This is a genomic window from Peribacillus simplex (assembly GCF_900156045.1).
Lineage (GTDB): Bacteria > Bacillota > Bacilli > Bacillales > DSM-1321 > Peribacillus > Peribacillus simplex_D.
The window spans coordinates 1,262,108-1,284,292 of sequence record NZ_FTMX01000001.1; the positions used below are offsets into that span (position 1 = coordinate 1,262,108).

Genomic DNA, 22,185 nt, shown 5'->3' on the forward strand with positions numbered 1-22,185 from the left:
TGCTGTTATAGTAGCAGAGGAGTCTTTATCATGTCAGAGTTGTTAAATAACATCATGCAAACGTATGCGCAATTTTTTGACTGGCATATGTGGGTGGAGGTTTTATCCGACCCGGTGAGCTGGGGATTGATTGGAACGCTCGTATTAATGGAAGGATTACTATCAGCGGATAACGCTCTGGTATTGGCTGTAATGGTCAGGCACCTTCCTGAAAAACAACGGAAAAAAGCCCTTTTTTATGGTTTATTAGGTGCTTACGCTTTTAGATTCATTGCGATAGGAATCGGTGTTTTCCTCATTAAGCTTTGGTGGGTGAAGGTGATTGGAGCAGCATACCTTGGCTGGCTCTCGTTTAAATACTTTAGGAATAAAAGAAAAAAACAAGCTGGAATCGATGAAGATATCCAGGGAATGAGTAAAAACAGCATACTGATCCGTATGTTTGGTACATTATGGGGAACGGTTGCGGCAGTGGAATTGATGGATATAGCATTTTCCGTCGATAGTGTCTTGGCCGCATTCGGGGTGAGTGAAAAAGTCTGGGTCCTTTTGACAGGCGGTATGATTGGTGTCTTGATGATGCGGGGAGTGGCAGGTTTATTTCTAAAATTGATAGATAAGGTTCCTGAATTGGAAACTGCCGCATATGTCCTTATCGGATTCATTGCTATAAAAATGCTAATGGCCGTTGCAGGGATCGAAATCCCATCTGCGATCTTTTTTGTCTTTATTTTGCTGATTTTCGGTACCACGATCGCACTTCATTTGAAGAAAGGGAAAAAGCTCAAGGAACATGGTTGAGCAATATTTAAAAAAGCTGACATCACATATGATGTCAGCTTTTTTTTAGGAAAATATCAAGTAATTGAAGTAGGCCGGTAAATGTAGTGAAGAAAAGCAAAGGCAATAAAAAGTTAAGCCAAAGAGAAGACATTAGCGGATGCAGCAGTATGCCAAAGAAAATGGAGAACAGAAAAAGGTCGAGAATGATGAACACTTTTAAACTGTAGATATCAAGGACTTCTTCAGCAAGTTCACGGTGCTCATCCAAAATGGCTTTTTTATTGTTGGTTTCCATGCGATCACCTTAAACCTTTTACGATTATATATTGTTGATATATGAAAAGACTGGATTAATTGTTCTTCTCAAAATGAATGTGCAACCGAAAATACCAAAAAAACATAGATTTTTTACACTAGGTCAATATGTTATACTAATATAATAGTATGTTAGGTTTAGAGATTTTAAATTACTTATATTTTCTTAACGATAATGAGAAATGAAGAATGGGGAGAAGAGTGTGAAAAGGAAGAAATGGTTATCCATACTTGCATTATTTGTCTTTTTACTCTCAATGCTCTCCTATACGTTAGCGAAGGATGAAGGGGTAAAATGGCGCAATTTAAACAAAGATAATCTTTTAAGACAAGCTGAACTTTTTAAGGGGAATAATGAATTACAAAGGATATTTTTATTTCCGGAAGAGGAGTTCGATGAAAGGGAAGCACTCAAAATTGCTGGAACCATTAATAAACTGCCTCATTCCCTTTTGGTGAAAACTGCTGAAAGTGGCGTGAGAATCAAACTATTTGATGGTGATATAACAGAAAATCAATCCGCGGCCAAATTAAAGGGGAAAACTCCGCGTGGTTATTTGAATAAAGAAACAACTTGGGATGATGTGCCTGGTATGGGCGGATCACATACGGTATTGGTTAAAATCGGAGCAAGTGACAAGGGCAACGGACATGGCTCCGTTAATTTGGAACTGCATGAACTGGGGCATTCAATTGATAATATAGTGTTTGATGGAATCCGTGAAGATATGGATTATTTGAAGATTTGGGGTAAGGAAGTGGATGGGCTGTTTCCAGGGATTACGTATTTTTCCAATTACCCTGAGGAATACTTTGCAGAAACGTTTGCCATGTTTTATGTGAACGATGAACAAAATCAATTGCTTAGACAAAAAGCGCCCGAGACTTATAATTTTATTAAACAATTAGATTAAACATTGGGCAATAATACGTTAAAATAAGGAGAATGAAAGTAGAAAAGGTGGTTTATCATGAAGCAATATTTAGATTTATGTAAGCATGTACTCGAAAATGGAACGCAAAAAGGGGATCGTACGGGAACAGGAACGATCAGCACCTTTGGATATCAAATGAGATTCAATTTAAAAGATGGATTCCCTGTACTTACAACGAAAAAAGTTAGTTTAAAAGCGATTATCCATGAATTATTATGGTTTTTGAAGGGTGATACAAACGTTGGCTACCTTCAGGAAAACAGCGTGCGGATTTGGAATGAATGGGCTGATGAAAATGGTGAACTAGGTCCGATTTATGGTCATCAATGGCGTTCTTGGGGAACGGCCGATGGAAGGCAAATCGACCAGATCAGTGAATTGATCGGACAAATAAAAACGAATCCAAATTCAAGAAGATTGATAGTCAGTGCTTGGAATGTTGGGGAATTGGACGAAATGGCCTTGCCGCCTTGCCATGCTTTCTTTCAATTCTATGTCGCTGATGGAAAGCTTTCATGCCAGTTATATCAACGTTCAGCGGACGTCTTTTTAGGTGTTCCTTTCAATATAGCTTCGTATGCGCTCTTAACGATGATGATCGCCCAGGTGTGTGATTTGGAAGTTGGCGAATTTGTACATACTTTCGGGGATGTCCACATCTACTCTAACCACCTTGAACAAGTGGAACTGCAGTTGACCCGTGATCCCAAACCATTGCCAATCATGAAAATCAATCCAGATGTGAAAAATATCTTTGATTTTAGCTTCGAGGACTTCGTTTTGGAAAATTACGAAGCCCATCCCCATATAAAAGGTGAGGTTAGCATATGATATCGTTGATAGTGGCTATGGATCAAAATCGTGTGATAGGAAAAAACAATGAACTGCCATGGCATTTACCGGCAGATTTGCAGTATTTTAAAAAAGTGACGATGGGCCATCCGATCGTCATGGGCCGAAAAACATTTGATTCGATTGGCAGGGTCCTGCCTGGCCGGGAAAATGTCATCGTTACCCGCAATCAGGATTTTAAAGCGGAAGGCTGCGTAGTTTTACATGATATTGCACAAATCAAAACGTTTGCAGACAGCCGTGATGAGGAAGTTTTTGTGATTGGCGGAGCCGAAATTTTCAAGGAAATCCTTCCTGTTACGGATCGCCTGTATATTACGGAAATTCATGAAACCTTTGAAGGTGATACTTTCTTTCCCGTGATTGATGAAAATCAATGGGATAAAGTCTCCTCAAATCCAGGCAGCATCGATGAAAAAAATCGTTATGCACATGATTTTATTATTCTACAAAAAAAATAAAGTGCTAATCCGATTATGGGGAAATGACCATAATCGGATTTTTTTGGTATGAAATGAACAAAAGCAAGAATTTTTAGAAAAATCAATTACATTAATAACAGTAAAGTGCTATAATGATTGAATTCATTAAGGAAGGAAATGAGGGATTGTTATGAATCAGACTGCATCTAAGAATAGGGGGATTCAATTGGAAGATATTCTAATTGCCTATAGAGAACTGAAAGAAATCGTTTTGCATACTCCTTTACAAAAAAATCAGAGGCTCTCTGAAAAATATGATTGTAATGTTTATTTAAAACGCGAGGACCTACAACACGTACGTTCCTTTAAATTAAGAGGGGCCTACTATAAAATGAAAAGCCTGACCGAGGAAGAGACGAAGAATGGAGTCGTTTGTGCAAGTGCGGGAAACCATGCACAAGGAGTAGCTTTTTCCTGCAGCCAATTAGGCATCCATGGGAAAATTTATATGCCGGCTACAACTCCTAGGCAAAAAGTCGATCAAGTGCAGTTATTCGGAAGGGATAATGTGGAGATCATCCTGGTCGGGGATACTTTCGATGATGCATTTGCCATGGCGATGGAATGCTGTGAAAAAGAAGAGCGTTCCTTTATCCATCCATTTGACGATGAAAAGGTAATCGCCGGGCAGGGTACCACGGCTGTAGAAATCCTGAATGATTGTGAAGATGAAATCGACTATGTATTTGCCGCTATGGGCGGTGGGGGATTAATGGCCGGAGTATCGAGTTATTTCAAATCGGTTTCCCCAAATACGAAATGCATTGGAGTTGAGCCGCAAGGTGCTGCTTCGATGGAATACTCCTTCAAGGAAGGAAAAGTTTCTGAACTTGATAACATAGATACATTCGTTGACGGGGCAGCTGTCAAGTGTGTGGGACAGTTGACATATCAGCTTTGTAAGGAAAACCTGGAAGATATCGTTGTCGTACCTTCGGGCCAAATTTGCACGACGATTCTCGATTTATATAATCAGCATGCGATTGTCGCTGAACCGGCAGGGGCCATATCTGTTGCCGCGTTGGATTTATACAAGGAACAAATCAAAGGCAAAACGGTTGTATGCATGGTCAGCGGAGGGAATAACGACATTGGGCGTATGCAGGAAATTAAGGAGAAATCCCTATTATATGAAGGGTTGCTATATTATTTTATCGTGAATTTTCCACAACGTGCTGGAGCTTTAAGGGAATTCCTTGATGAGGTGTTAGGACCGAATGACGATATAAGCCGTTTTGAATATACGAAGAAAAATAATAAAGAAAGCGGTCCGGCCCTGGTTGGTGTAGAACTAAAAGATAAAAATGATTATGAAGGGCTCATTCAGAGGATGAACAAGAAAGGATTCTCTTTCGTAGAGGTCAATAAAGACAGTAATTTATTTCACTTATTGATTTAATCATGGATTAAATGTTAAATTAGGATAGAATAATACCTACGTTTTTACATTTTATTCTGCCGGCCCAGTCGTATATGGGCATACTGTCGATAATTGTTACCATTCTATGACGAATTGCCAGTTCCCTTTCAATTGGTTGGAAATGGTATTATAATCGGAGTAGGTCTAATTACAACACCAAAGGGGATGTATCCATGTCGAACATTGGAGTACCTGGTCTAATTCTCATCTTAATATTGGCTTTAATTATCTTTGGTCCGAAGAAACTTCCAGAAATTGGACGTGCTTTTGGGCAAACGCTTCGTGAGTTTAAAAAGTCCACGAGTGATTTAACAAAAGGTGATTATGAAGAAGATAAGAAGCTACAACAAAAAAATCATGAATGATTGAATGCTGGGCGTAAGATGCAATCGTCTTGCGCCTTTATGCTGAACAAAGATACGGATTTTTAAGAATGAAGGCGTGATCAACTTTGGAAGATAAAGAATTAAATATCATCGATCATCTCGATGAATTGAGAAAACGGCTCATCATTACTGCTGTTGCTTTTTTGATCTTTTTTATCGCCAGTTTTATTTATGTTGAGGAGATTTATAATTGGTTCGTGAAAGATCTCGATTTTGACCTGATGGTATTGGGTCCGAGTGATATTATCTGGATTTACTTTATGCTTTCAGGTGTCGTAGCCATTGCGGCAACCATTCCGGTAATTGCTCTGCAAATCTGGTTATTCGTCAAACCGGCTTTGATGCCAAATGAAGTAAGGGCGACCCTTGCCTATATTCCGGCACTTTTCCTGCTTTTTATCGGAGGGCTTGCTTTCGGTTATTTTGTCATCTTCCCGACCATTCTTCAATTTTTGATTGAACTGGGCGATGGGATGTTCATAACCAGTTTTACAGCGGATAAGTACTTTTCATTCGTATTTAATATGACGATACCTTTTGCTGTTCTATTCGAGCTTCCTGTCGTTACCATGTTTTTGACTTCCCTTGGCATAATAAATCCTTATGTGCTTCAAAAGTTAAGGAAGTATGCATACTTTGTACTGGTTGTCATAGCGATATCGATTACGCCGCCTGACTTTATGTCAGACTTTATGGTGATGGTTCCATTGCTGTTATTATACGAAATAAGTATTTCGTTATCAAAAGTCGTCTATAAACGAAGGGTGAAACGTGAAAGCTTGCGGGAAGACACCTACGAGGAAGGTTTATAAGAAGAAGCCCATAATGGCATTTTGCCCTTATGGGCTTTTTTTTTAGGCTCTTTTCGTAAAGATTGTTGTTTTTAAAACGAAACGATTTAAGGTTGATTGGAGCGGAAGTGCGAGACTCCTGCGGGAGCAGCGGAGGCTCACCGCCCGCCCCGTGGAAAGCGAGCATCTGGAGGGGAAATCAACCACACCGCTTTACTTGGTAAGTAGCAACAAAGTATGCGAAAACAGCCTTTTTTTATGAAAGACAATCTGATTTCTCTGTTTTTTTACACATTTGAATATTTATACTTTTGGATTTATTGTGTATAATGTAAGCAATCGGTTAAAAATGAGGATTGATATTTTGATGTTCAAATGCTTGGAATTCAAAGATTGTTTTGGACATAAGGTCACAATTTCAGAAATACCTGTCTTACTACCTAGTGATCCGAATTTTTTTATGTTGACCGTGCGTTTGGAAGTGTTTGTAAAGAAGGTTTTTGCCAATAAAGATCATAAAGAAAATTACTCATTTAAGCATTATTTAGCATCCGTACTCAAATGGCCCGTTTATAACAAGCTTTTTTTTGGAAGTTTACTGAATAATGCTTAATGCGGACTGTTCCATAGCTAACTTCTCCGTTAAAAGAGATGACACAATGCCAGGCAATATCGAATGAATCGGCATGTGTCCATGTTAGCTCATGGAGCGGTCTTTTTTTGTGTAATCATTTCAATAGGATAGTATCACTTCACTTGAAAAAGAAGACCTTTGGTTTGAATGCGTACCTTGAATAGGTATAATACAATAGATATGTTAAGTTAGGGATGTGTAATGATGAATAAAGTAAAGATAGTAACAGACTCGACAGTAGATATGACACCAGAGGAACTGGAATTTTATGATATAACAATGGTCCCTTTATCAATTTTTATAGATGGGGAGACTTTTTTGGATAAGGTTGAAATCGAACAAGAAGAATTCCTGAAAAGGATGAACCAGTCAAAAGAACTGCCAAAAAGCTCACAACCAGCCGTAGGTACCTTTGTGGAGGTATATGATGAACTCGGAAAAGACGGCAGCGAGATTATTTCCATACATATGACTGGTGGCATGAGCGGCACAGTGCGCTCAGCGGAAAGTGCAGCTAACATGTCTGAAGCGAAGGTTACCGTTCTTGACTCGAAATTCATTTCAAAAGCGATGTCATTTCAGGTGATCGAGGCAGCGAAGATGGCGAAGGAAGGGAAACCAGTAGCTGAGATAATTGAACGATTGGAACATATTAAAAAGCAGTCAAGTTTAATCATTGTCATAGAAACACTTGATAATCTCGTTAAAGGCGGAAGGATTGGTAAAGTTTCTGCTTTTATCGGTTCATTGCTGCACATAAAGCCGATTGCACTTCTGGATGATGGTGTCCTGAATCCTGTATCCAAAGCCAGGAGCCAGTCAAAGGTCGTGAAGTTCATCATCAAGAAATTCAAAGAAGATACACAAGGAAAAAAAATTAGAGGCATTGGTTTTGTACATGCGAATGGTCTTGAAATAGCGGATAAGGTCCGCCAGGCCATTTCAGATTTAACAGGATATCAAGACATAAAGATAGAAGCAACAACGGCCGTTGTCAGTACCCATACAGGTGAAGGAGCCATGGCAATCATGTATTATTGGGATTGATATGGAGTAACCAAAAGAAACTGCAAATGCGGGGGTTTTGTCACTTTTACAATTGTCTTTAATTCGTAGGAATAGTTGCTGTTCTCATTACGATTGGTCTGATAGAATAAATGAAGTAACAGAATATTTTATACATAAAGGACGGGGTAGGGATGAGAAAGCTGCATTTGCTTATGGCAGCTATGGGAGCATCAATTTTATTGCTTTTGACAGCATGCGGTTCCAATGGTGTACCTGATGCTAAAAATTGGGACCTTGAAGATTTCAGTTATGTTGATCAGGAGGGGAAACCTTTCTCAAAAAGCGATCTTAAAGGAAAGGTTTGGATAGCGGATTTTATATTCACAAGCTGCGAGACGGTATGTCTGCCCATGACTTCGAATATGACGAAGCTGCAGCAGCAATTGAAGGATGAAGGTGTTACGGATGTAGAGTTCGTTTCGTTTTCCGTGGATCCGGAAATTGACAAACCTGATGTTTTAAAAAAGTATGGTGACCAATTTAATCTGGATTACGGAAATTGGCACTTTCTGACCGGTTATGGTCAGGAAGAAATCGAGCAGTTTGCATTGGATAATTTTAAAACGATCGTCAAAAAACCAGAAGCAGAAGATCAGGTGATTCATGGGACCAGCTTTTTTCTAATTGATCAAGAAGGAAAGATCATCATGGATTATACAGGTCTGCAAGATATTCCCTTTGATGAAATCATTAAGCATATTAAAATTTTACAGAATTATTGAACAGGTTGAATGACCTGTTCTTTCTGTTTTCATCCACCCATTAATAATGATTTTATTTAGAGCTTTAGCGATGGTGAAAATAAGGCAATTTGTTTTTGAAGAAACAGCGGAAGTGAAGAATGATTTTGCATGCTAAGTAACATGCTAATTTTTATAGGACTAGCTTTAATTCACTGCATTTTTCATATTGTATAGTAAGGAATGCTCAAGCTAAAAGTACAATGAAAAAGAAGGTATATTGTTTGCAATCATCCGTTTTCTGCATGATATAATATATGGGTAGGAAGGTGAGGGTCATGAGGTACAGAATCACCTGTCTTTTCATATGCCTAGTTTGGATCTCAGGCTGCGGCCAAAGTGAAACAGCCTCAAATCAGCCATCTGTTCAGCAGAAAAGCATAGTTGAGCTGAGTAAAAAGGAAACCATTCCTGCCAGCTTTTTTCCGGACCCTGTGAAAATCGTATCGATTGGCGATTCCTTGACTCAAGGTGTTGGTGATAGTAAAGATAATGGCGGTTATCTGCCTTATTTACAAAATAAGCTGGAAAAAGAACCATCGATTACTTCCGTTGAGATGATTAATCATGGCGTACGTGGAAATAGGACCGACCAACTATTGAAAAGACTGGATAAAGCTAGGATTAAAGAAGACATAAAGCAAGCTGATTCAATTGTCGTCACAATCGGTGGAAATGATATCATGAAGGTTTTTAAGCAGAATTTCTCGGACTTGGAACTGAATCAGTTTGATTCGGCAAAAATAGGGTATGAAAAAAGATTAAGGCAGATACTTGATAAGGTCCGTTCCGAAAATGATCATGCGCAAATTTATCTTGTGGGCGTCTATAATCCATTTTCCAAATGGTTCGCAGATTTTTATGAACTTGATATGATCATGAATGATTGGAATGAAAGCGGGAAAGAGATTATCGAAGAATATGATTCAGCCTATTTTATTGATATAGCAGACATTTTCGAGAATTCCGAAGAAGATTTGCTGTATGCCGAGGATTATTTTCACCCAAATGACCGCGGATATGAATTAATCGCTACAAGAATCTATAATGATATGGATATTACCACTATCGGAAAGGACACATTGGAAGCGAGTGCCAAAGGAGATGATGACCAAGAATGACAAATGTCAAATGGAAGACTTTGTTTATTTCCCTATTAGCCCTAAACATCCTGGTCATCCTGTTTGTAACGATTTTAGTTAATCTGCCGACAAAAGATAAAGAGATGATACCCAAGGTAAGCCATGAAGAAGATATCCAATTTCAAATTCACACGAATCGGGAAGATTTGACAAGATTAATCAACCAGTATCTGGATAAAGAGGGATTGACGGGATCCATTCACTATGAAGTGTATTTAACGGATGAAGTCGAGTTATATGGAACGATGCCATTTTTCAACCGTGAAGTGGAAATGAAATTGACTTTTGAACCAATTGCCCAAAAAAATGGGGATTTGATCTTAAAGCAAAAATCAATTGCAGTCGGAAAAATGAACCTTCCTGTTTCATATGTAATGAATTTAATAAATGAGCGTTATAACATGCCTGATTGGGTTAGCATCAGTCCCAATGACGAAAGTATTTATGTGTCATTACAGGATATGGAACTGAAAAGTGATATTAGGGTGAAGGCGAAAGAATTCGACCTTGAAAATGATGACATTTCATTTTTATTGACCATCCCATCATCTTTACAGTGATACGAATAAAAGATGTGTTAAATAATTGATGATAAAAGGACCACGCATTTTAGATATGTCTAAAATGCGTGGTTCTTTTCTACGCCCCTTTTGGTTTATTAAAACCTAAAACCTTGATTATTATATAGATTTCTTATCAATTCCTGAGTTAAAGTAAGAGATAGGAGCAGACTTTTATAATTTATATAAATTATAAAAAATATCAAATAAATGAAATGGATCCCACTTTTCCATTAGAGGTAATTATATGAACATGCAAATTATGATTGATTGGATTGAAAGCCATATAACCTATAAATTTTCTTTGGCTGAACGTGCCAATGATCTGGGATACTCGCCTTATTATTGTTCGTTTAAATTCCACCAAATGACAGGGATAAGTATTAGGCACTGTATGCTACTTAGAAGGCTTCACTTATCTACAAATGATTAGAAAGTGGTAAGAGAATGATTGGTATTGCTTTTGATCATGATTATTCAAGAAGTATATAGTAGGGCGGCGTTTAAAACTGTTTTTGGCATTAATCCTAGAGCATTTCAACCTAACAGGATGCCGGTTCAATCATTCAATAAGCTCAATATTCATAAACATAAAGGGTGATGCAGAATGGATTTTTCGAGTAAAATCGAGGTTGATCAGATACAAAACCAACACGGAGAGTGGTTTGGCGAATATGTTCTCAATATATTGAATGGCCAAGCTATGTATGATGAGTTTAAGGATAAAAAACTAATGAGAAATACAGACTATGTTCCATTTAACGAAGCTATGTGTGTAAATACAACTACTACGAACATTTTTAATGAGGAATTCATAAAAACAAGAGCAATAGGACACCATGAATTAGTTGAAAATTATATCGGTAAGGTAATTAATCCATTAAATAATCTATTTAACAAAGATTATGAATGCATCGTTTTGTGGTTTGGTGAAGATATGTTTTGCCAAATGAACCTTCTTACAATCCTTGCTTACCTTGAACAGGACGATTATAGCGGTAGAGTGTTCTTGAACAGTTTTAGAGTGGATGAATTTAAAGTAAGGCAAACTGAACTTAGATTAGGCAACTATTTAACTGTTTATGAAGATGTATTATTAAATCATAAAAAAACATCAATTGAAGTATTGCCAGTTATGTATCAGGCAATAGACATATATTTAGAAATGCTAAAAGAAGATAATCCAGTAACAAATTATATTTCTAAAAATAAAAGCCTGCCTGAAACAGAATTGATTAACAGGTTATTTATCCACTTCCCAACAATAGGATATGGTGATTTACAGTATAAAAAACTTATTAGAAAGATTAAATAACAGCCCTCTCTCTCCAAGAAGGAACAAGTATCTGTTCTTATGAATAATCAAGTCCATTAAATACAGGGGACTTGGAGGTTCAATCTATACAACCTTTATTTTAAAATAGATTACAATGCCTAATGTTTGGTGTTAATAAATGGTAAGTTACCTTACTATTTACATATTAATGATTTTTATCCATGTTTTTGATTAGCCCCATTATAGACTATCCCATGTTTTGTTATCTAAATATTTCGATACATCCTTGTTTATTATCCATTTAAGGAGAGAGCGTTAGGGTTTCTATTGAGGATGATTCCCGATTCGATCCAATTATATAAATGGTTGAGGGAGTATTATCTTGAAAAGCCTTGTTTGGCAAAGGGAGTGCAATCTCTTTTGTTCCAGCTATCCTCACTTCGAAGTCTACTATCATTGGATGAATATTAAGATATTCGCTTGCTTTCCAGAAATCGAGTTGATCAAAAACGACATCCCCATCTTTGACGGCAATATCCACCGAGAGTAAATCATGTGAAAGCTGGATGAATCGAACCTTTGCTTCATTTTGAGGAACAAATGGATTATCCTCGAAAGTTAACAATTTCAACGATTCATTAGCCTGGGTAGGTGCTAGAGCAATGGTACAGGAACTCCCGCTTTCGAGAGCCAATTTACGGCTTAAAAGAGGGAAGGTGCTTTGCCCGCTGCGGTATATAACCAATTGGTAATTGCCAGGAGGCAGTGGTAAATAATCATTGTTCTCTTTATATGAGAAACTTTTGAGGATACGCACTTCATTTACATAAACATCAAATGAGGGAGCTGTCGGGGCAGCATGTAAAAAGCGAATTTGTGCTGGCAGTATGACATCCATTTGTTCATATCCCAAATGTTGTGTTGATTTTTCGAGACTTTTCAAATGCTTATGGTAATAATAAGCATGCAATTGCGGATCGCTGTTTTTATTATTAGTCGATAGTAAATCATATGTTACCGATTTTTGTGAAAATGATTGTTTATCGCTCACTTCCAACACCTCTCATTTTCCCATTATGGTCTTATCATATGTTTTTATGCTTGGGCATGTTTCTCCTTTTTAAAGGGGAATGGACCATTTTCGTAAAAAGTTTTTCGATCGGCATATTATTTTACAGGGTAAAATAAAAGCGTTAAAATGCATTCAATGGATTGTTTGTAAAAAAGGAGGATTTTCATTTGACAAAGCAATTAGAGAAAGCAACATTCGCAGGTGGATGTTTCTGGTGCATGGTGAAACCGTTCGATGAACAGCCTGGCATCGAATCCGTTATCTCTGGCTATACAGGCGGGACTACGGAAAATCCCACATACAAAGAAGTTTGTTCTGAAACTACGGGACATTATGAAGCTGTTCAGATCACCTTTGATCCAAGCGTATATCCATATGAGAAAATAATCGAGTTGTTTTGGCAGCAAATTGACCCGACAGATGCCGGCGGGCAATTTTATGACCGGGGAAGTTCCTATCAAACCGCGATTTTTTATCATGACGAAAACCAACGTGAAATTGCAGAAGCATCGAAAGCCAAGCTGCAGGCGAGCGGGAAATTTTTTGGACAGATTGTAACTCCCATAATACCAGCCAAAACGTTTTATCCAGCTGAGACATACCACCAGCATTATTATAAAAAGCAACCTGAGCATTATGAAAGATATTCGATCGGCTCAGGACGGAAAGCATTCATACAACATCACTGGGGGGAAAAAAATGAAAAGTAAAGAAGAATTAAAAAAGGAACTCACTCCGATTCAATATGAGGTCACACAAAATAATGGAACGGAACCAGCCTTTAACAATGAATATTGGAACATGAAGGAGGAAGGGTTATATGTGGATATCGTTTCAGGTAATCCTCTTTTCACTTCGAAGGAAAAGTTCGATTCAGGCTGCGGTTGGCCAAGCTTCACTAAACCGCTTAAAGAAGAGGAAGTGGTGGAAAACCTCGATACGAGTTATGGTTTGAGAAGAATCGAAGTCCGCTCAAAAACGGCCGATTCCCATCTGGGACATGTTTTCAATGATGGTCCGGGACCATCGGGATTACGCTATTGCATCAATTCTGCATCATTAAGGTTCATCCCGCTCCAAGATCTTGAAAAAGAAGGATACGGAGAATACAAAAAGCTTTTTGATTGATTGGAAAACCCCCTATCAGAAATTGATAGGGGGTTATTTTAATATTAGGCGGGATTCAATCCGTGATGATTGATGCGATCCGGACAAATGGAATGGTGGTAAGTTCCATTGCTTTAGTCCTGCCAGTCACCTCAAAACGGACAATATGTGAACCGGGACGGAGCCCATTCGTGACAAATAAATATCTTTCACGGGCAAATGGCCACCACGTATTCAAAGTCGTGATTTCATTTCCGTCAATCCATACATTCACTTCCCCGCCATCAGGACTTCTAAGCAGTTTCACACCAAGCATACTTCCTTTGAAGGTATATTCAATTACACTGCCCTTTTCACTACTAGTGAAATAGCCGCCACTTGGACGGAAACCGCTCATTTTTTCATAGTGGTCAATTTCCGATAATTCAAATCCAGAACGGTCATGCAGCTTAGATGGAAGGCCTGCTACAGCCTTTTCCTGTTTGATGTTATCTAGGAACCGTTCATAAATTGCTTCAGCATATAATTTATAACCAAGCCCATTTGGATGAATCAAATCTCTGGTCAGCTGTTTTTCCGTATATCCTGAATTTTTGAATATTGGTCGCATATCTACATTCGTTGCACCGTAATGTTTGGATAAAAGTCCGATGGCTGAAGCAAATTCCTCATATTTCAAGGAACTCTCTGTTATTGTGAATAATTCAGCATTAGGGTGGAGACGTTTTGCCTTCCTCATTAACGCTTCATATGTCATGGTAAAATCATCGACATTCATATATTTACGGTCGTTTTCACCAAAAACGAAGAAAATCAGATCTTTATGATCATGTTCCCTTCTTTGGGATAGCTTGAATAGGCCTTCAAAAGCAGTGGATCCGCTTTGGACCACATAGTCACCGTGTAAAGGAATATCATTGTTATCATTCATTTTATTTTCTAACTGTTTGAACCATGTTAGATTAGGATTTTCAGCTCCGGACCCTCTTCCGATACTGTCCCCAATGACGAGATACTGAATGGGCTGGCCTGATTGGAATTTTTGATAAACATTTATCGAATCATCTGATCCATATGTTTTTGGGACTTTTTGAAGGATATAGCTGATTAGAAGGATCGTGGCAATTGCAGCGAAAGGGATGAAGGATTTTGCGTTCGTTTTCAATTATGTTCCCCCGTATTGCCTTTTATGTATCCATGTAGGTATGAGATAGTTTAAAAAGGCTTAAGAATTGTTTTTTTCCTTATTATATCCCAATTTTGAAGTAACACAATAAATATAAAACGTTTTTATGACATTTTTCATGGTTAATCGTGTGGTATTTCAGACATTGAATGATTAACGGTTAAGATGGTGTTGATTGAAGTTTTTTGTTAAATCCAGAAAAATGGGCAAATGCACAGACCGAGGCGGGCGTATTGACATATGGTAAGGTGTAAAGAGAAATCAGAATTCTAAAAGGAGTGAAACATATGTACGGATATGGTGGAAATGCTGCAGGACCAGGATACGGTTATGGTGGAGGTGGATACGGCAGCGGTGGATTCGGCGGTGGTTGCTGTGGATTTGGATCAGGCTTCGCATTAATCGTTGTCTTGTTCATTCTATTGATTATCATCGGTGCTTCATTCTGCTGCTAATACAATAACCCAAAGACCAGTTGATAAAGCTGGTCTTTTCTTTATGTAAGGAAATTGGTGGGTTGACGCTGGACCTTTTAGATTCCAGGTTGTTGACTGAAAAAACATGGTTAAATCCAGGTGGGACAGGCGATGCATAACCATTCCTTTTTCCAATCCTGATTATGCACAACGGGAATGGCGGGAAAATGCCATTGAGGCGGAAAATCAGGCAAATCTGAAAGGAAAATAAGTTGTGTGAATGACATCAAGGGTCTTGGTTTTTCTTTGTTCACCATTTCTGCTAAAATAACGAAAGAAATGTAACTAATTTAGGGGGATAAAGATATGGAACCTTCCCGTTTAAAAGCAGGGGATGAAATACGCGTAATCGCTCCTTCAAGAAGCTTGGCGATTGTCAAAGGGGAACAACGCAGATTGGCAGAAGAAAGATTGACTGAGCTTGGTTTTAAAGTGACATATGGTGAAACGGTTTTGTTCCATGATGACTTTTTCTCGAATTCGATCGAAGACCGGATCGGGGATTTGCATGATGCGTTCAGGGATCCGAATGTTAAGGGGATTTTTACAGCCATCGGGGGATATAACGCTAACCAATTGTTAAGGTATATCGACTATGATTTGATTAAGGAAAATCCAAAAGTGTTGATGGGGTATAGTGATATAACCGCAATTTTATTGGCCATATATAATAAAACAGGCTTAACTACATATTCAGGTCCTCATTTCTCGACGTTCGGGATGAAGGCTGGTCTGGAATATACGATGGAATATTTTAAAAAGGCTGTAATTGAAAGTGAAGGCTTTTATCTTGATCCAAGTGAAACGTGGAGTGATGATTCTTGGCATTTAGAACAGGATGACCGCACTTTCCACCCGAATGCTGGATACATGGGCATTCAGGAAGGTGAAGCTGCTGGGACAATCATTGGGGGAAATCTTTGTACACTCAATCTATTACAAGGTACAGAGTACATGCCATCTTTAAAGGACAGTATCCTTTTCATAGAAGATGACGAAGAAAGCCACCCATTCAGTTTTGACCGGGATTTACAATCCTTGCTCCATCAGCCAGGTGCAAGTGGGATTAAAGGAATTGTCATCGGCCGTTTCCAAAAGGATTCAGGAATGACTGAATATGCTTTGCAGGAAATCATTGCCACCAAAAAGGAGTTAAATGGCATACCCGTGATCGCTAATGCCAACTTTGGTCATGTTCATCCATTTGTAACGGTGCCGGTTGGTTCAAAAGCAGTAATGAAGGTAAAGAACGGAAAAGCGATGATCCAGATCCATCCATGATACAGTTTGAAGGCGCCGTTCAAAAGTGGACGGTGTTTTAATCTGTTCGGGATATGTATGAATATATTTTGCATTAGGGTGTTTTTTAGGAGTCTTTCCTCTTGTCAGCCCTGGAAATAGTCCTATTTTACAAGCATTATTAGGGAATATGAGTCTAATAGTTCAAATTCTATATTTTTCTGATATAATACTAAGAGATTTAAAATAGAAAAGGTGATTATGTGTTATTAACAATTCCAGCATCCATTCGTTTAGAGGGGGCTTTGGCCGAGTATAATAAAAAAGGCCGTGTGAGCCATACTTGTTTCGTTTGTAACGAAGATACTTCTAATGGGGATGCAAGTAACTTGAACTACTATAAGTTAGGAACTAAAAAAGTTTGTCATTCCTGCATGAAAAATGTTTTGCGTCATCCGTCTTTAAAAGAGTATGAATATGTGCATACTTCAGTTATCGATAAAACTGCTTTTTATAAAAATGTGCTGGCTGTTTTAAAGGATGAAAGTTTTTTGGAGTCAATTCGTGAAGAAAAACTAAATAGCGCATTGTAAGAAAAAAGTGTATCTCTCGCGGATACACTTTTTTTGTTGCCATTTTTGGAAGACCACCCATGAAAGCAAGAAATTTATCCGTTAACATGCTTAGGCCAATTTCTTTAGCAAGATTGCTTTCATCTGGACATACACTTTACTATATTGCATTTGTTTTTAATGAGAAGGAGTGTGTGGGCTTATGGAGCAGTCTTCATTGATCAAACCGGTCCTGGGAGGAGCCTACCCGACTATCAGTCATGGTCAGGGAGTGTTTTTATATGACAAAGATGGAAAGGAATACCTTGATGCTTCTTCCGGTGCTGTTACAGCCAATATTGGCCATGGAGTCCAGGAAATCATTGAAGCGATGGTAAAACAGGCTAAACAGGTTTCATTTGTGTATCGGTCCCAATTCACCAGCGATGCTGCAGAGAAACTTGCCGGAAAAATTGCAGAATTGACCAAAGGGGAACTGACATACAGCTTTTTTGTAAACAGCGGCTCCGAAGCGACTGAAACAGCATTGAAAATTGCCATTCAGCATTGGCAGGAAAAAGGGAAGCCAAAGAAACAGAAAATCATATCGAGATGGATGAGCTACCATGGCATCACGATGGGAGCTCTTTCAATGTCTGGACATCCGATTCGCCGGGAAAGGTTTACTTCCATGCTTGAATCATATCCTTCTGTATCTCCTCCATATTGTTACCGATGTCCACTTCAACTTGATCCACATACGTGCGGAATGTCCTGTGCTTCGGAATTGGAAGCATCAATCCGGCGTATTGGCAGTGAAAATATAGCGGCTTTCATTGCAGAACCTGTTATCGGCGCAGCCGGAGGGGCCATTGTTCCTCCTGATGGTTATTTTCGAAAACTCAAGAAAATCTGCGTAGAGAATGATATTTTATTCATTGCGGATGAAGTAATGACCGGATTTGGACGTACCGGGAAGATGCTTGCTTCCGAATATTGGGATGTGGAGCCTGATATCGTAACATTTGGTAAAGGTATGAGTGGGGGGTATACACCAATAGCGGCCGCAGTAATGACCAAAAATGTGATGGAGCCCATAATGAAAGGCTCGAAGTCAATTATAGGAGGCCATACTCTAAGTGCAAATCCGTTATCGTGTGCGGTATCTTTGGCCGTTTTAGAATATGTCGAAAGGAATGAACTTGTCGAAAAATCAGCCGACAGAGGGAATTACCTGATTAGGGGCCTGAAAAAGTTGGCAGGGAAGTATTCCTTTATCGGTGATATACGCGGGAGAGGTTTATTGATTGGCATCGAATTTGTCCAGGATAAAGCAACGAAGGCCCCATTTCCGAAGGAGGCAGACGTGACTAATGAAATCATTGAATTGGGAATGAGGAATGGAATACTTCTTTATCCCGCAGCTGCAGGCCTTGACGGTGTAACAGGGGCAGCGATCATCATCTCCCCGCCGTTAACGATATCGGAAGAGGAGTGTGCTGAATTGTTAATGAGGGTCGATATAACTTTTTGGCAATTTAATGAATCGATAGGTAAACGGCCATCACAACAAGGAAGTGAGTCATAGTGGTGGAAAATACGTTCCAGAAGATTTGTCGTTTGGAGGATGTCCTCCATCACTTTAAAGATAAACAGTCCATCCTGTTTGGGGGATTCGGTGGCATAGGGACGCCTCCGGGATTGATCAATCTGATTTTGGAATCAGGTATTAAGGATTTAACCTTGATTGGGAACGATACAGGTTTCCCCGATATCGGAATCGGAAAACTGGTCACCCAACGCCGTGCGAAAAAAATCATCGTTTCCCATATCGGTTCCAATCCAAATGCAGGACTATTAATGAACAATGGAGAACTCGAAGTGGAGTTCTCTCCGCAAGGGACACTTGTCGAACGCATCCGGGCCGGAGGGATGGGACTTGGCGGGATATTGACTGATATTGGAATTGAGGCCGATATCGTCCGGGACGGCAAGCAAACCGTAAAGCTGGGTAAGAAAAATTATCTGGTGGAACCGGCATTAACTGCGGATATCGCCATTGTTTACGCAGAAATGGCAGATCCTTATGGAAATCTTATATTTGATAAAAGTGCCAGGAACACGAATCCAATCGTTGCTGCGGCCGGTCAAATCACTATAGTCGAAGCCATGCAAATCGTTCCGCTTGGCACTTTGGATCCAGAGGACATCATTGTACCCGGTGCCTTTGTGGATTATATCATTCCATCAAAAGGAGTCGATTGGAAATGGGTTTGGGAACCGGAGATAGAAACAGAATAGCGAAACGGGCAGCAGCAGAAATAAGTGATGGGATGCTGGTCAATTTGGGAATTGGCATTCCATCACTTGTACCGAACCATCTTTTGAATGATCATAAAGTTATGTTTCATGCAGAAAATGGCCTTGTGGGAATTGGCAGTACCCCTGAATTGGGGAAGGAAGATGCGCATCTTTGCAATGCTGGGGGACTGCCGATCACGATTAGAGCCGGGGCTTCTTACTGCGACAGTACTGTTGCATTTGGGATGATACGGCGAGGCAGGGTGGATATCACGATTCTAGGAGCCCTTCAGGTAAGTCAAGCGGGGGATCTCGCTAATTGGATTGTCCCGGGAAAGCGGGTGCCAGGCATGGGCGGTGCAATGGAACTGGCTGCGAAGGCAAAAAAGGTCATTGTCTTGATGGAACATAACGACAAGGCGGGCATGTCTAAATTGGTCAAAAAATGTACGTTGCCGTTAACTGCCAAGAAATGCGTACATATGATCATCACCGAATTAGGCGTTTTTTCCGTAACTTCGGAGGGCCTCCTATTAACTGATGTATTTGATACGTCCAGCATTCAGGAAGTCAGGAATCGGACCGAAGCCTCGTTTACCGTCTCTGAAAACATCCATATTTTAAAAGAATGAGAGAGGAGAATGGATATGTTTGAGGAAAAAATAAGAGCATGGTTGAATGAACATCGGATGAATGGGGTTCAGCTTTTGCAAAAACTGGTTCAGGAACCGAGCAAAAGAGGGCAAGAAGGAAGTGCACAGGCCATAGTGGTCGAGAAGTGCAGACAACTTGGCCTAGAAATAGATCTTTGGGAAATCGGGGATGAACAATTAAGAAAACATCCCCATTTTTATTGCGACCGCAGGGATTTTAAAGGTAATCCGAACCTTGTGGCTATAAAAAGGGGAACAGGCAAGGGGAAATCCATTATTTTAAACGGGCATATTGATGTAGTTCCTGAAGGAGATCATGCGGCATGGCACGATGAACCGTATAGCGGCAAGTTGATTGACGGGAAAGTTTTCGGGCGGGGAACGACGGATATGAAAGGGGGCAATGTATCTTTATTGCTGGCCATCGAAGCGATCGTAGAATCTGGAATCCAATTGAAGGGAGATGTGATATTCCAGAGTGTGATTGAAGAAGAAAGCGGTGGTGCCGGCACACTTGCGGCAGTCATACGGGGGTACAAAGCTGATGGTGCGATCATTCCGGAGCCAACAAATATGAAACTATTCCCTTTACAGCAAGGTTCGATGTGGTTTCGACTGAGAATAAAAGGCAAGTCTGCACATGGAGGCACGAGGTATGAAGGAGTCAGTGCAATAGATAAAGCGGTTGGTGTAATGAAAGAAATCAAGATGCTTGAACAAGAACGGAATGAGTCACTCCGTCATTCACTCTATAAAAATGTCCCTATCCCCATTCCAATCAACATAGGTAGCATTCAAAGCGGGAATTGGCCTTCCTCCGTGCCGGATACAGCCGTTCTAGAAGGTAGATTCGGCATCGCCCCGACCGAAACGATGGAAGAGGCACAGAAATCGCTGAAGGAGCGAATAGATGCTTTAAACCACAATGATGCATGGTTCAAAGGAAATCCTATTGAATTAGAATGGTTTGGGGCCAGGTGGCTGCCTGGCAATCTCGAATTAAATCATCCGCTTATGAAGACAATTGGCACGTATTATGAAAAAGTGGTAGGGGAAGAACCGCTTGTCGAAGCGTCCCCTTGGGCGACGGATGGAGGGTATCTTTCATCGGTGGGCTCTACCCCCGTAGTTGTGTTTGGACCAGGGGAAACGAAGATGGCCCATGATTCGAACGAATATATAAAGGTGGATAAAATGATGGAGGTTGCGGAAATCATCGCATTGACCATTATTGAATGGTGTGGGGTGGACCAGGAATAATCATTTTTTCCAAGGTCTGATTCCAGGAAGGGTCAGGCCTTTCGCACCAATTTTCGAAAATGTGAAAGGAGCGGGATAAATGGAGGCTGGAATCATTGAAAAAAAAATTCAAAAGCCAAGGTGCACCATACATATTACGATCGACCATTTTAATAAGCGAATCAGGGTTGATGATTATTTGGGTCATTTTCAAGAATGCGTGGAGGAATCTTTAAAGGTGGCTAAAGGCATATCAGCAGAAAAAGTCATCTTCAAGTCTCGCAGGGAAAACGTTATGGCATTGCTTGCTCAAGGCTTTCTATATGAAGGAAGCATCGATAAATTCTTCTTGGGAAGCGATTGTTTCTTCCTTGTTAAATATAACCGGAATGAAAGGCGTAACAGTGCAGAATGGGAAAAGGAAGATCAAATCCTTACCGATGTTCAGAGTCTGCCGACAAAATCCGGCCTGGATGATCCGCCGTCAGCTTATCAAGGCCGTAAAGCAGAAGTTACAGATGCACTTCAGCTGGCCCGATTATATGGTAAGGTTTTCGAAGTGTATCCCACACCGATGAATGATCCGGCATATGTGAAAAAGTGCATGGAAATGGGAACGGTTTTTTATATTTATGTCCATCAAGAGAGGATTGTCAGTGCTGCTTCCGCAGAAATTAATTCCTTTTACCATAATGCAGAAATCACCGATTGTGCGACATTGCCGGAACATCGGCAGTACGGCTTGATGAAACACTTGATTTCCGCGCTTGAAGACCATCTTATTTCACATGGAATTTATTGTATCTATTCGATTGCCCGGTCGCTCTCATTCGGCATGAATGCTGCATTGCATCAGCATGGATACTCGTACCGTGGACGTTTGGCCAATAATTGTTATATCTTTGATAAACTGGAGGATATGAACCTTTGGGTAAAAAATTTTACTTGAATGCTCATTTTTAGGCGGTTGATGACAA

25 protein-coding genes and 1 pseudogene are annotated in these 22,185 nt (G+C 39.8%); 23 read left to right on the forward strand and 3 right to left on the reverse strand.

Annotated features, from left to right (window positions below; all coding sequences use genetic code 11):
* Nucleotides 1-30: 30 nt before the first annotated feature.
* Nucleotides 31-801 carry a TerC family protein gene (locus tag BW986_RS06055; protein ID WP_076365994.1) on the forward strand — a complete coding sequence of 257 codons (771 nt, stop codon included), beginning with the start codon at nucleotides 31-33 and terminating at the stop codon, nucleotides 799-801.
* 34 nt (nucleotides 802-835) lie between these two features.
* Here BW986_RS06055 and BW986_RS06060 read toward each other — a convergent pair whose 3' ends face one another.
* Nucleotides 836-1,078, reverse strand: coding sequence for a hypothetical protein (locus tag BW986_RS06060; RefSeq protein WP_076365996.1), 243 nt, complete (start codon nucleotides 1,076-1,078; stop codon nucleotides 836-838).
* A 223-nt stretch (nucleotides 1,079-1,301) separates the two neighbouring features.
* Between BW986_RS06060 and BW986_RS06065 the strand changes: the two genes are divergently transcribed.
* The 12 genes and pseudogenes from BW986_RS06065 to BW986_RS06120 all read left to right on the forward strand — a co-directional run bounded on the left by BW986_RS06065 (nucleotide 1,302) and on the right by BW986_RS06120 (nucleotide 11,423).
* Nucleotides 1,302-2,012: an anthrax toxin lethal factor-related metalloendopeptidase gene (locus tag BW986_RS06065; protein WP_076365998.1), complete on the forward strand. Its 711-nt coding sequence runs from the start codon at nucleotides 1,302-1,304 to the stop codon at nucleotides 2,010-2,012.
* A 57-nt stretch (nucleotides 2,013-2,069) separates the two neighbouring features.
* Nucleotides 2,070-2,864, forward strand: a complete 795-nt coding sequence (locus BW986_RS06070) for a thymidylate synthase (RefSeq protein ID WP_076366000.1) — start codon at nucleotides 2,070-2,072, stop codon at nucleotides 2,862-2,864.
* Nucleotides 2,861-3,346, forward strand: coding sequence for a dihydrofolate reductase (locus BW986_RS06075; protein ID WP_076366002.1), 486 nt, complete (start codon nucleotides 2,861-2,863; stop codon nucleotides 3,344-3,346). The genes BW986_RS06070 and BW986_RS06075 overlap by 4 nt, the downstream gene beginning before the upstream one ends.
* 151 nt (nucleotides 3,347-3,497) lie before the next feature.
* On the forward strand, nucleotides 3,498-4,766 hold the full coding sequence (gene ilvA, locus BW986_RS06080) for a threonine ammonia-lyase IlvA (RefSeq protein ID WP_076366004.1): 1,269 nt from the start codon (nucleotides 3,498-3,500) through the stop codon (nucleotides 4,764-4,766).
* 194 nt (nucleotides 4,767-4,960) lie between these two features.
* Nucleotides 4,961-5,152 (forward strand): twin-arginine translocase TatA/TatE family subunit, encoded by a 192-nt coding sequence (gene tatA, locus BW986_RS06085; protein WP_034307557.1) that lies wholly within the window; start codon nucleotides 4,961-4,963, stop codon nucleotides 5,150-5,152.
* 86 nt (nucleotides 5,153-5,238) lie between these two features.
* Entirely contained in the window at nucleotides 5,239-5,985 is a 747-nt protein-coding gene (tatC, locus tag BW986_RS06090) for a twin-arginine translocase subunit TatC (RefSeq protein WP_076366006.1), read from the forward strand.
* A gap of 346 nt (nucleotides 5,986-6,331) precedes the next feature.
* Nucleotides 6,332-6,577, forward strand: coding sequence for a DUF2535 family protein (locus BW986_RS06095; protein WP_223255914.1), 246 nt, complete (start codon nucleotides 6,332-6,334; stop codon nucleotides 6,575-6,577).
* Between the two features lie 225 nt (nucleotides 6,578-6,802).
* Nucleotides 6,803-7,645, forward strand: a complete 843-nt coding sequence (locus BW986_RS06100; protein WP_076366008.1) for a DegV family protein — start codon at nucleotides 6,803-6,805, stop codon at nucleotides 7,643-7,645.
* Nucleotides 7,646-7,797: 152 nt separating this feature from the next.
* Nucleotides 7,798-8,388 (forward strand): SCO family protein, encoded by a 591-nt coding sequence (locus tag BW986_RS06105; RefSeq protein WP_076366010.1) that lies wholly within the window; start codon nucleotides 7,798-7,800, stop codon nucleotides 8,386-8,388.
* Between the two features lie 296 nt (nucleotides 8,389-8,684).
* Entirely contained in the window at nucleotides 8,685-9,527 is an 843-nt protein-coding gene (locus tag BW986_RS06110; RefSeq protein ID WP_076366012.1) for an SGNH/GDSL hydrolase family protein, read from the forward strand.
* On the forward strand, nucleotides 9,524-10,108 hold the full coding sequence (locus BW986_RS06115; RefSeq protein ID WP_076366014.1) for a YpmS family protein: 585 nt from the start codon (nucleotides 9,524-9,526) through the stop codon (nucleotides 10,106-10,108). Before BW986_RS06110 ends, BW986_RS06115 begins: the two co-directional genes overlap by 4 nt.
* A 247-nt stretch (nucleotides 10,109-10,355) precedes the next feature.
* Nucleotides 10,356-11,423: pseudogene (locus BW986_RS06120) on the forward strand (helix-turn-helix domain-containing protein).
* A 262-nt stretch (nucleotides 11,424-11,685) separates the two neighbouring features.
* Here BW986_RS06120 and BW986_RS06125 read toward each other — a convergent pair.
* Nucleotides 11,686-12,435 (reverse strand): DUF4397 domain-containing protein, encoded by a 750-nt coding sequence (locus BW986_RS06125; protein WP_081395504.1) that lies wholly within the window; start codon nucleotides 12,433-12,435, stop codon nucleotides 11,686-11,688.
* 239 nt (nucleotides 12,436-12,674) lie between these two features.
* Between BW986_RS06125 and msrA the strand changes: the two genes are divergently transcribed.
* Both msrA and msrB read left to right on the forward strand, forming a co-directional pair.
* Nucleotides 12,675-13,166 (forward strand): peptide-methionine (S)-S-oxide reductase MsrA, encoded by a 492-nt coding sequence (msrA, locus tag BW986_RS06130; RefSeq protein WP_397221709.1) that lies wholly within the window; start codon nucleotides 12,675-12,677, stop codon nucleotides 13,164-13,166.
* The gene (gene msrB, locus BW986_RS06135) at nucleotides 13,156-13,584 is read left to right on the forward strand and encodes a peptide-methionine (R)-S-oxide reductase MsrB (protein WP_076366022.1); all 429 of its coding nucleotides are present in this window, start codon (nucleotides 13,156-13,158) and stop codon (nucleotides 13,582-13,584) included. The genes msrA and msrB overlap by 11 nt, the downstream gene beginning before the upstream one ends.
* 55 nt (nucleotides 13,585-13,639) lie before the next feature.
* On the opposite strand, the gene BW986_RS06140 is transcribed toward msrB, so the two are convergent.
* On the reverse strand, nucleotides 13,640-14,728 hold the full coding sequence (locus BW986_RS06140) for an SGNH/GDSL hydrolase family protein (protein ID WP_081395505.1): 1,089 nt from the start codon (nucleotides 14,726-14,728) through the stop codon (nucleotides 13,640-13,642).
* A 308-nt stretch (nucleotides 14,729-15,036) separates the two neighbouring features.
* Between BW986_RS06140 and BW986_RS06145 the strand changes: the two genes are divergently transcribed.
* From BW986_RS06145 to ablB, 8 genes are all read left to right on the forward strand, one after another.
* Nucleotides 15,037-15,204: a YjcZ family sporulation protein gene (locus tag BW986_RS06145; protein ID WP_076366024.1), complete on the forward strand. Its 168-nt coding sequence runs from the start codon at nucleotides 15,037-15,039 to the stop codon at nucleotides 15,202-15,204.
* A 327-nt stretch (nucleotides 15,205-15,531) separates the two neighbouring features.
* Nucleotides 15,532-16,506: a S66 family peptidase gene (locus BW986_RS06150; RefSeq protein ID WP_076366026.1), complete on the forward strand. Its 975-nt coding sequence runs from the start codon at nucleotides 15,532-15,534 to the stop codon at nucleotides 16,504-16,506.
* 221 nt (nucleotides 16,507-16,727) lie between these two features.
* The gene (locus tag BW986_RS06155) at nucleotides 16,728-17,057 is read left to right on the forward strand and encodes a hypothetical protein (protein WP_076366028.1); all 330 of its coding nucleotides are present in this window, start codon (nucleotides 16,728-16,730) and stop codon (nucleotides 17,055-17,057) included.
* A gap of 181 nt (nucleotides 17,058-17,238) precedes the next feature.
* The gene (locus BW986_RS06160; protein ID WP_076366030.1) at nucleotides 17,239-18,603 is read left to right on the forward strand and encodes an aspartate aminotransferase family protein; all 1,365 of its coding nucleotides are present in this window, start codon (nucleotides 17,239-17,241) and stop codon (nucleotides 18,601-18,603) included.
* Between the two features lie 23 nt (nucleotides 18,604-18,626).
* The gene (locus tag BW986_RS06165) at nucleotides 18,627-19,316 is read left to right on the forward strand and encodes a CoA transferase subunit A (RefSeq protein ID WP_260320760.1); all 690 of its coding nucleotides are present in this window, start codon (nucleotides 18,627-18,629) and stop codon (nucleotides 19,314-19,316) included.
* Nucleotides 19,283-19,948 carry a 3-oxoacid CoA-transferase subunit B gene (locus BW986_RS06170; protein ID WP_076366359.1) on the forward strand — a complete coding sequence of 222 codons (666 nt, stop codon included), beginning with the start codon at nucleotides 19,283-19,285 and terminating at the stop codon, nucleotides 19,946-19,948. The genes BW986_RS06165 and BW986_RS06170 overlap by 34 nt, the downstream gene beginning before the upstream one ends.
* A 9-nt stretch (nucleotides 19,949-19,957) precedes the next feature.
* Nucleotides 19,958-21,229 (forward strand): peptidase, encoded by a 1,272-nt coding sequence (locus BW986_RS06175; RefSeq protein ID WP_076366032.1) that lies wholly within the window; start codon nucleotides 19,958-19,960, stop codon nucleotides 21,227-21,229.
* A gap of 79 nt (nucleotides 21,230-21,308) precedes the next feature.
* On the forward strand, nucleotides 21,309-22,157 hold the full coding sequence (ablB, locus tag BW986_RS06180; RefSeq protein ID WP_076366034.1) for a putative beta-lysine N-acetyltransferase: 849 nt from the start codon (nucleotides 21,309-21,311) through the stop codon (nucleotides 22,155-22,157).
* The last annotated feature ends 28 nt before the right edge of the window (nucleotides 22,158-22,185 follow it).

Excerpts from the sequence above, each read along its gene's own strand:
- ablB (WP_076366034.1), top strand. The coding sequence starts at position 21,309 with ATGGAGGCTGGAATCATTGAAAAAAAAATTCAAAAGCCAAGGTGCACC.
- BW986_RS06175 (WP_076366032.1), top strand. The coding sequence starts at position 19,958 with ATGGATATGTTTGAGGAAAAAATAAGAGCATGGTTGAATGAACATCGG.
- BW986_RS06170 (WP_076366359.1), top strand. The coding sequence starts at position 19,283 with ATGGGTTTGGGAACCGGAGATAGAAACAGAATAGCGAAACGGGCAGCA.
- msrA (WP_397221709.1), top strand. The coding sequence starts at position 12,675 with ATGGTGAAACCGTTCGATGAACAGCCTGGCATCGAATCCGTTATCTCT.
- BW986_RS06150 (WP_076366026.1), top strand. The coding sequence starts at position 15,532 with ATGGAACCTTCCCGTTTAAAAGCAGGGGATGAAATACGCGTAATCGCT.
- BW986_RS06110 (WP_076366012.1), top strand. The coding sequence starts at position 8,685 with ATGAGGTACAGAATCACCTGTCTTTTCATATGCCTAGTTTGGATCTCA.
- BW986_RS06105 (WP_076366010.1), top strand. The coding sequence starts at position 7,798 with ATGAGAAAGCTGCATTTGCTTATGGCAGCTATGGGAGCATCAATTTTA.
- BW986_RS06075 (WP_076366002.1), top strand. The coding sequence starts at position 2,861 with ATGATATCGTTGATAGTGGCTATGGATCAAAATCGTGTGATAGGAAAA.
- BW986_RS06070 (WP_076366000.1), top strand. The coding sequence starts at position 2,070 with ATGAAGCAATATTTAGATTTATGTAAGCATGTACTCGAAAATGGAACG.
- BW986_RS06060 (WP_076365996.1), bottom strand. The coding sequence starts at position 1,078 with ATGGAAACCAACAATAAAAAAGCCATTTTGGATGAGCACCGTGAACTT.
- BW986_RS06095 (WP_223255914.1), top strand. The coding sequence starts at position 6,332 with ATGTTCAAATGCTTGGAATTCAAAGATTGTTTTGGACATAAGGTCACA.
- BW986_RS06055 (WP_076365994.1), top strand. The coding sequence starts at position 31 with ATGTCAGAGTTGTTAAATAACATCATGCAAACGTATGCGCAATTTTTT.
- BW986_RS06160 (WP_076366030.1), top strand. The coding sequence starts at position 17,239 with ATGGAGCAGTCTTCATTGATCAAACCGGTCCTGGGAGGAGCCTACCCG.
- BW986_RS06100 (WP_076366008.1), top strand. The coding sequence starts at position 6,803 with ATGAATAAAGTAAAGATAGTAACAGACTCGACAGTAGATATGACACCA.
- BW986_RS06145 (WP_076366024.1), top strand. The coding sequence starts at position 15,037 with ATGTACGGATATGGTGGAAATGCTGCAGGACCAGGATACGGTTATGGT.
- msrB (WP_076366022.1), top strand. The coding sequence starts at position 13,156 with ATGAAAAGTAAAGAAGAATTAAAAAAGGAACTCACTCCGATTCAATAT.
- ilvA (WP_076366004.1), top strand. The coding sequence starts at position 3,498 with ATGAATCAGACTGCATCTAAGAATAGGGGGATTCAATTGGAAGATATT.
- tatA (WP_034307557.1), top strand. The coding sequence starts at position 4,961 with ATGTCGAACATTGGAGTACCTGGTCTAATTCTCATCTTAATATTGGCT.
- BW986_RS06115 (WP_076366014.1), top strand. The coding sequence starts at position 9,524 with ATGACAAATGTCAAATGGAAGACTTTGTTTATTTCCCTATTAGCCCTA.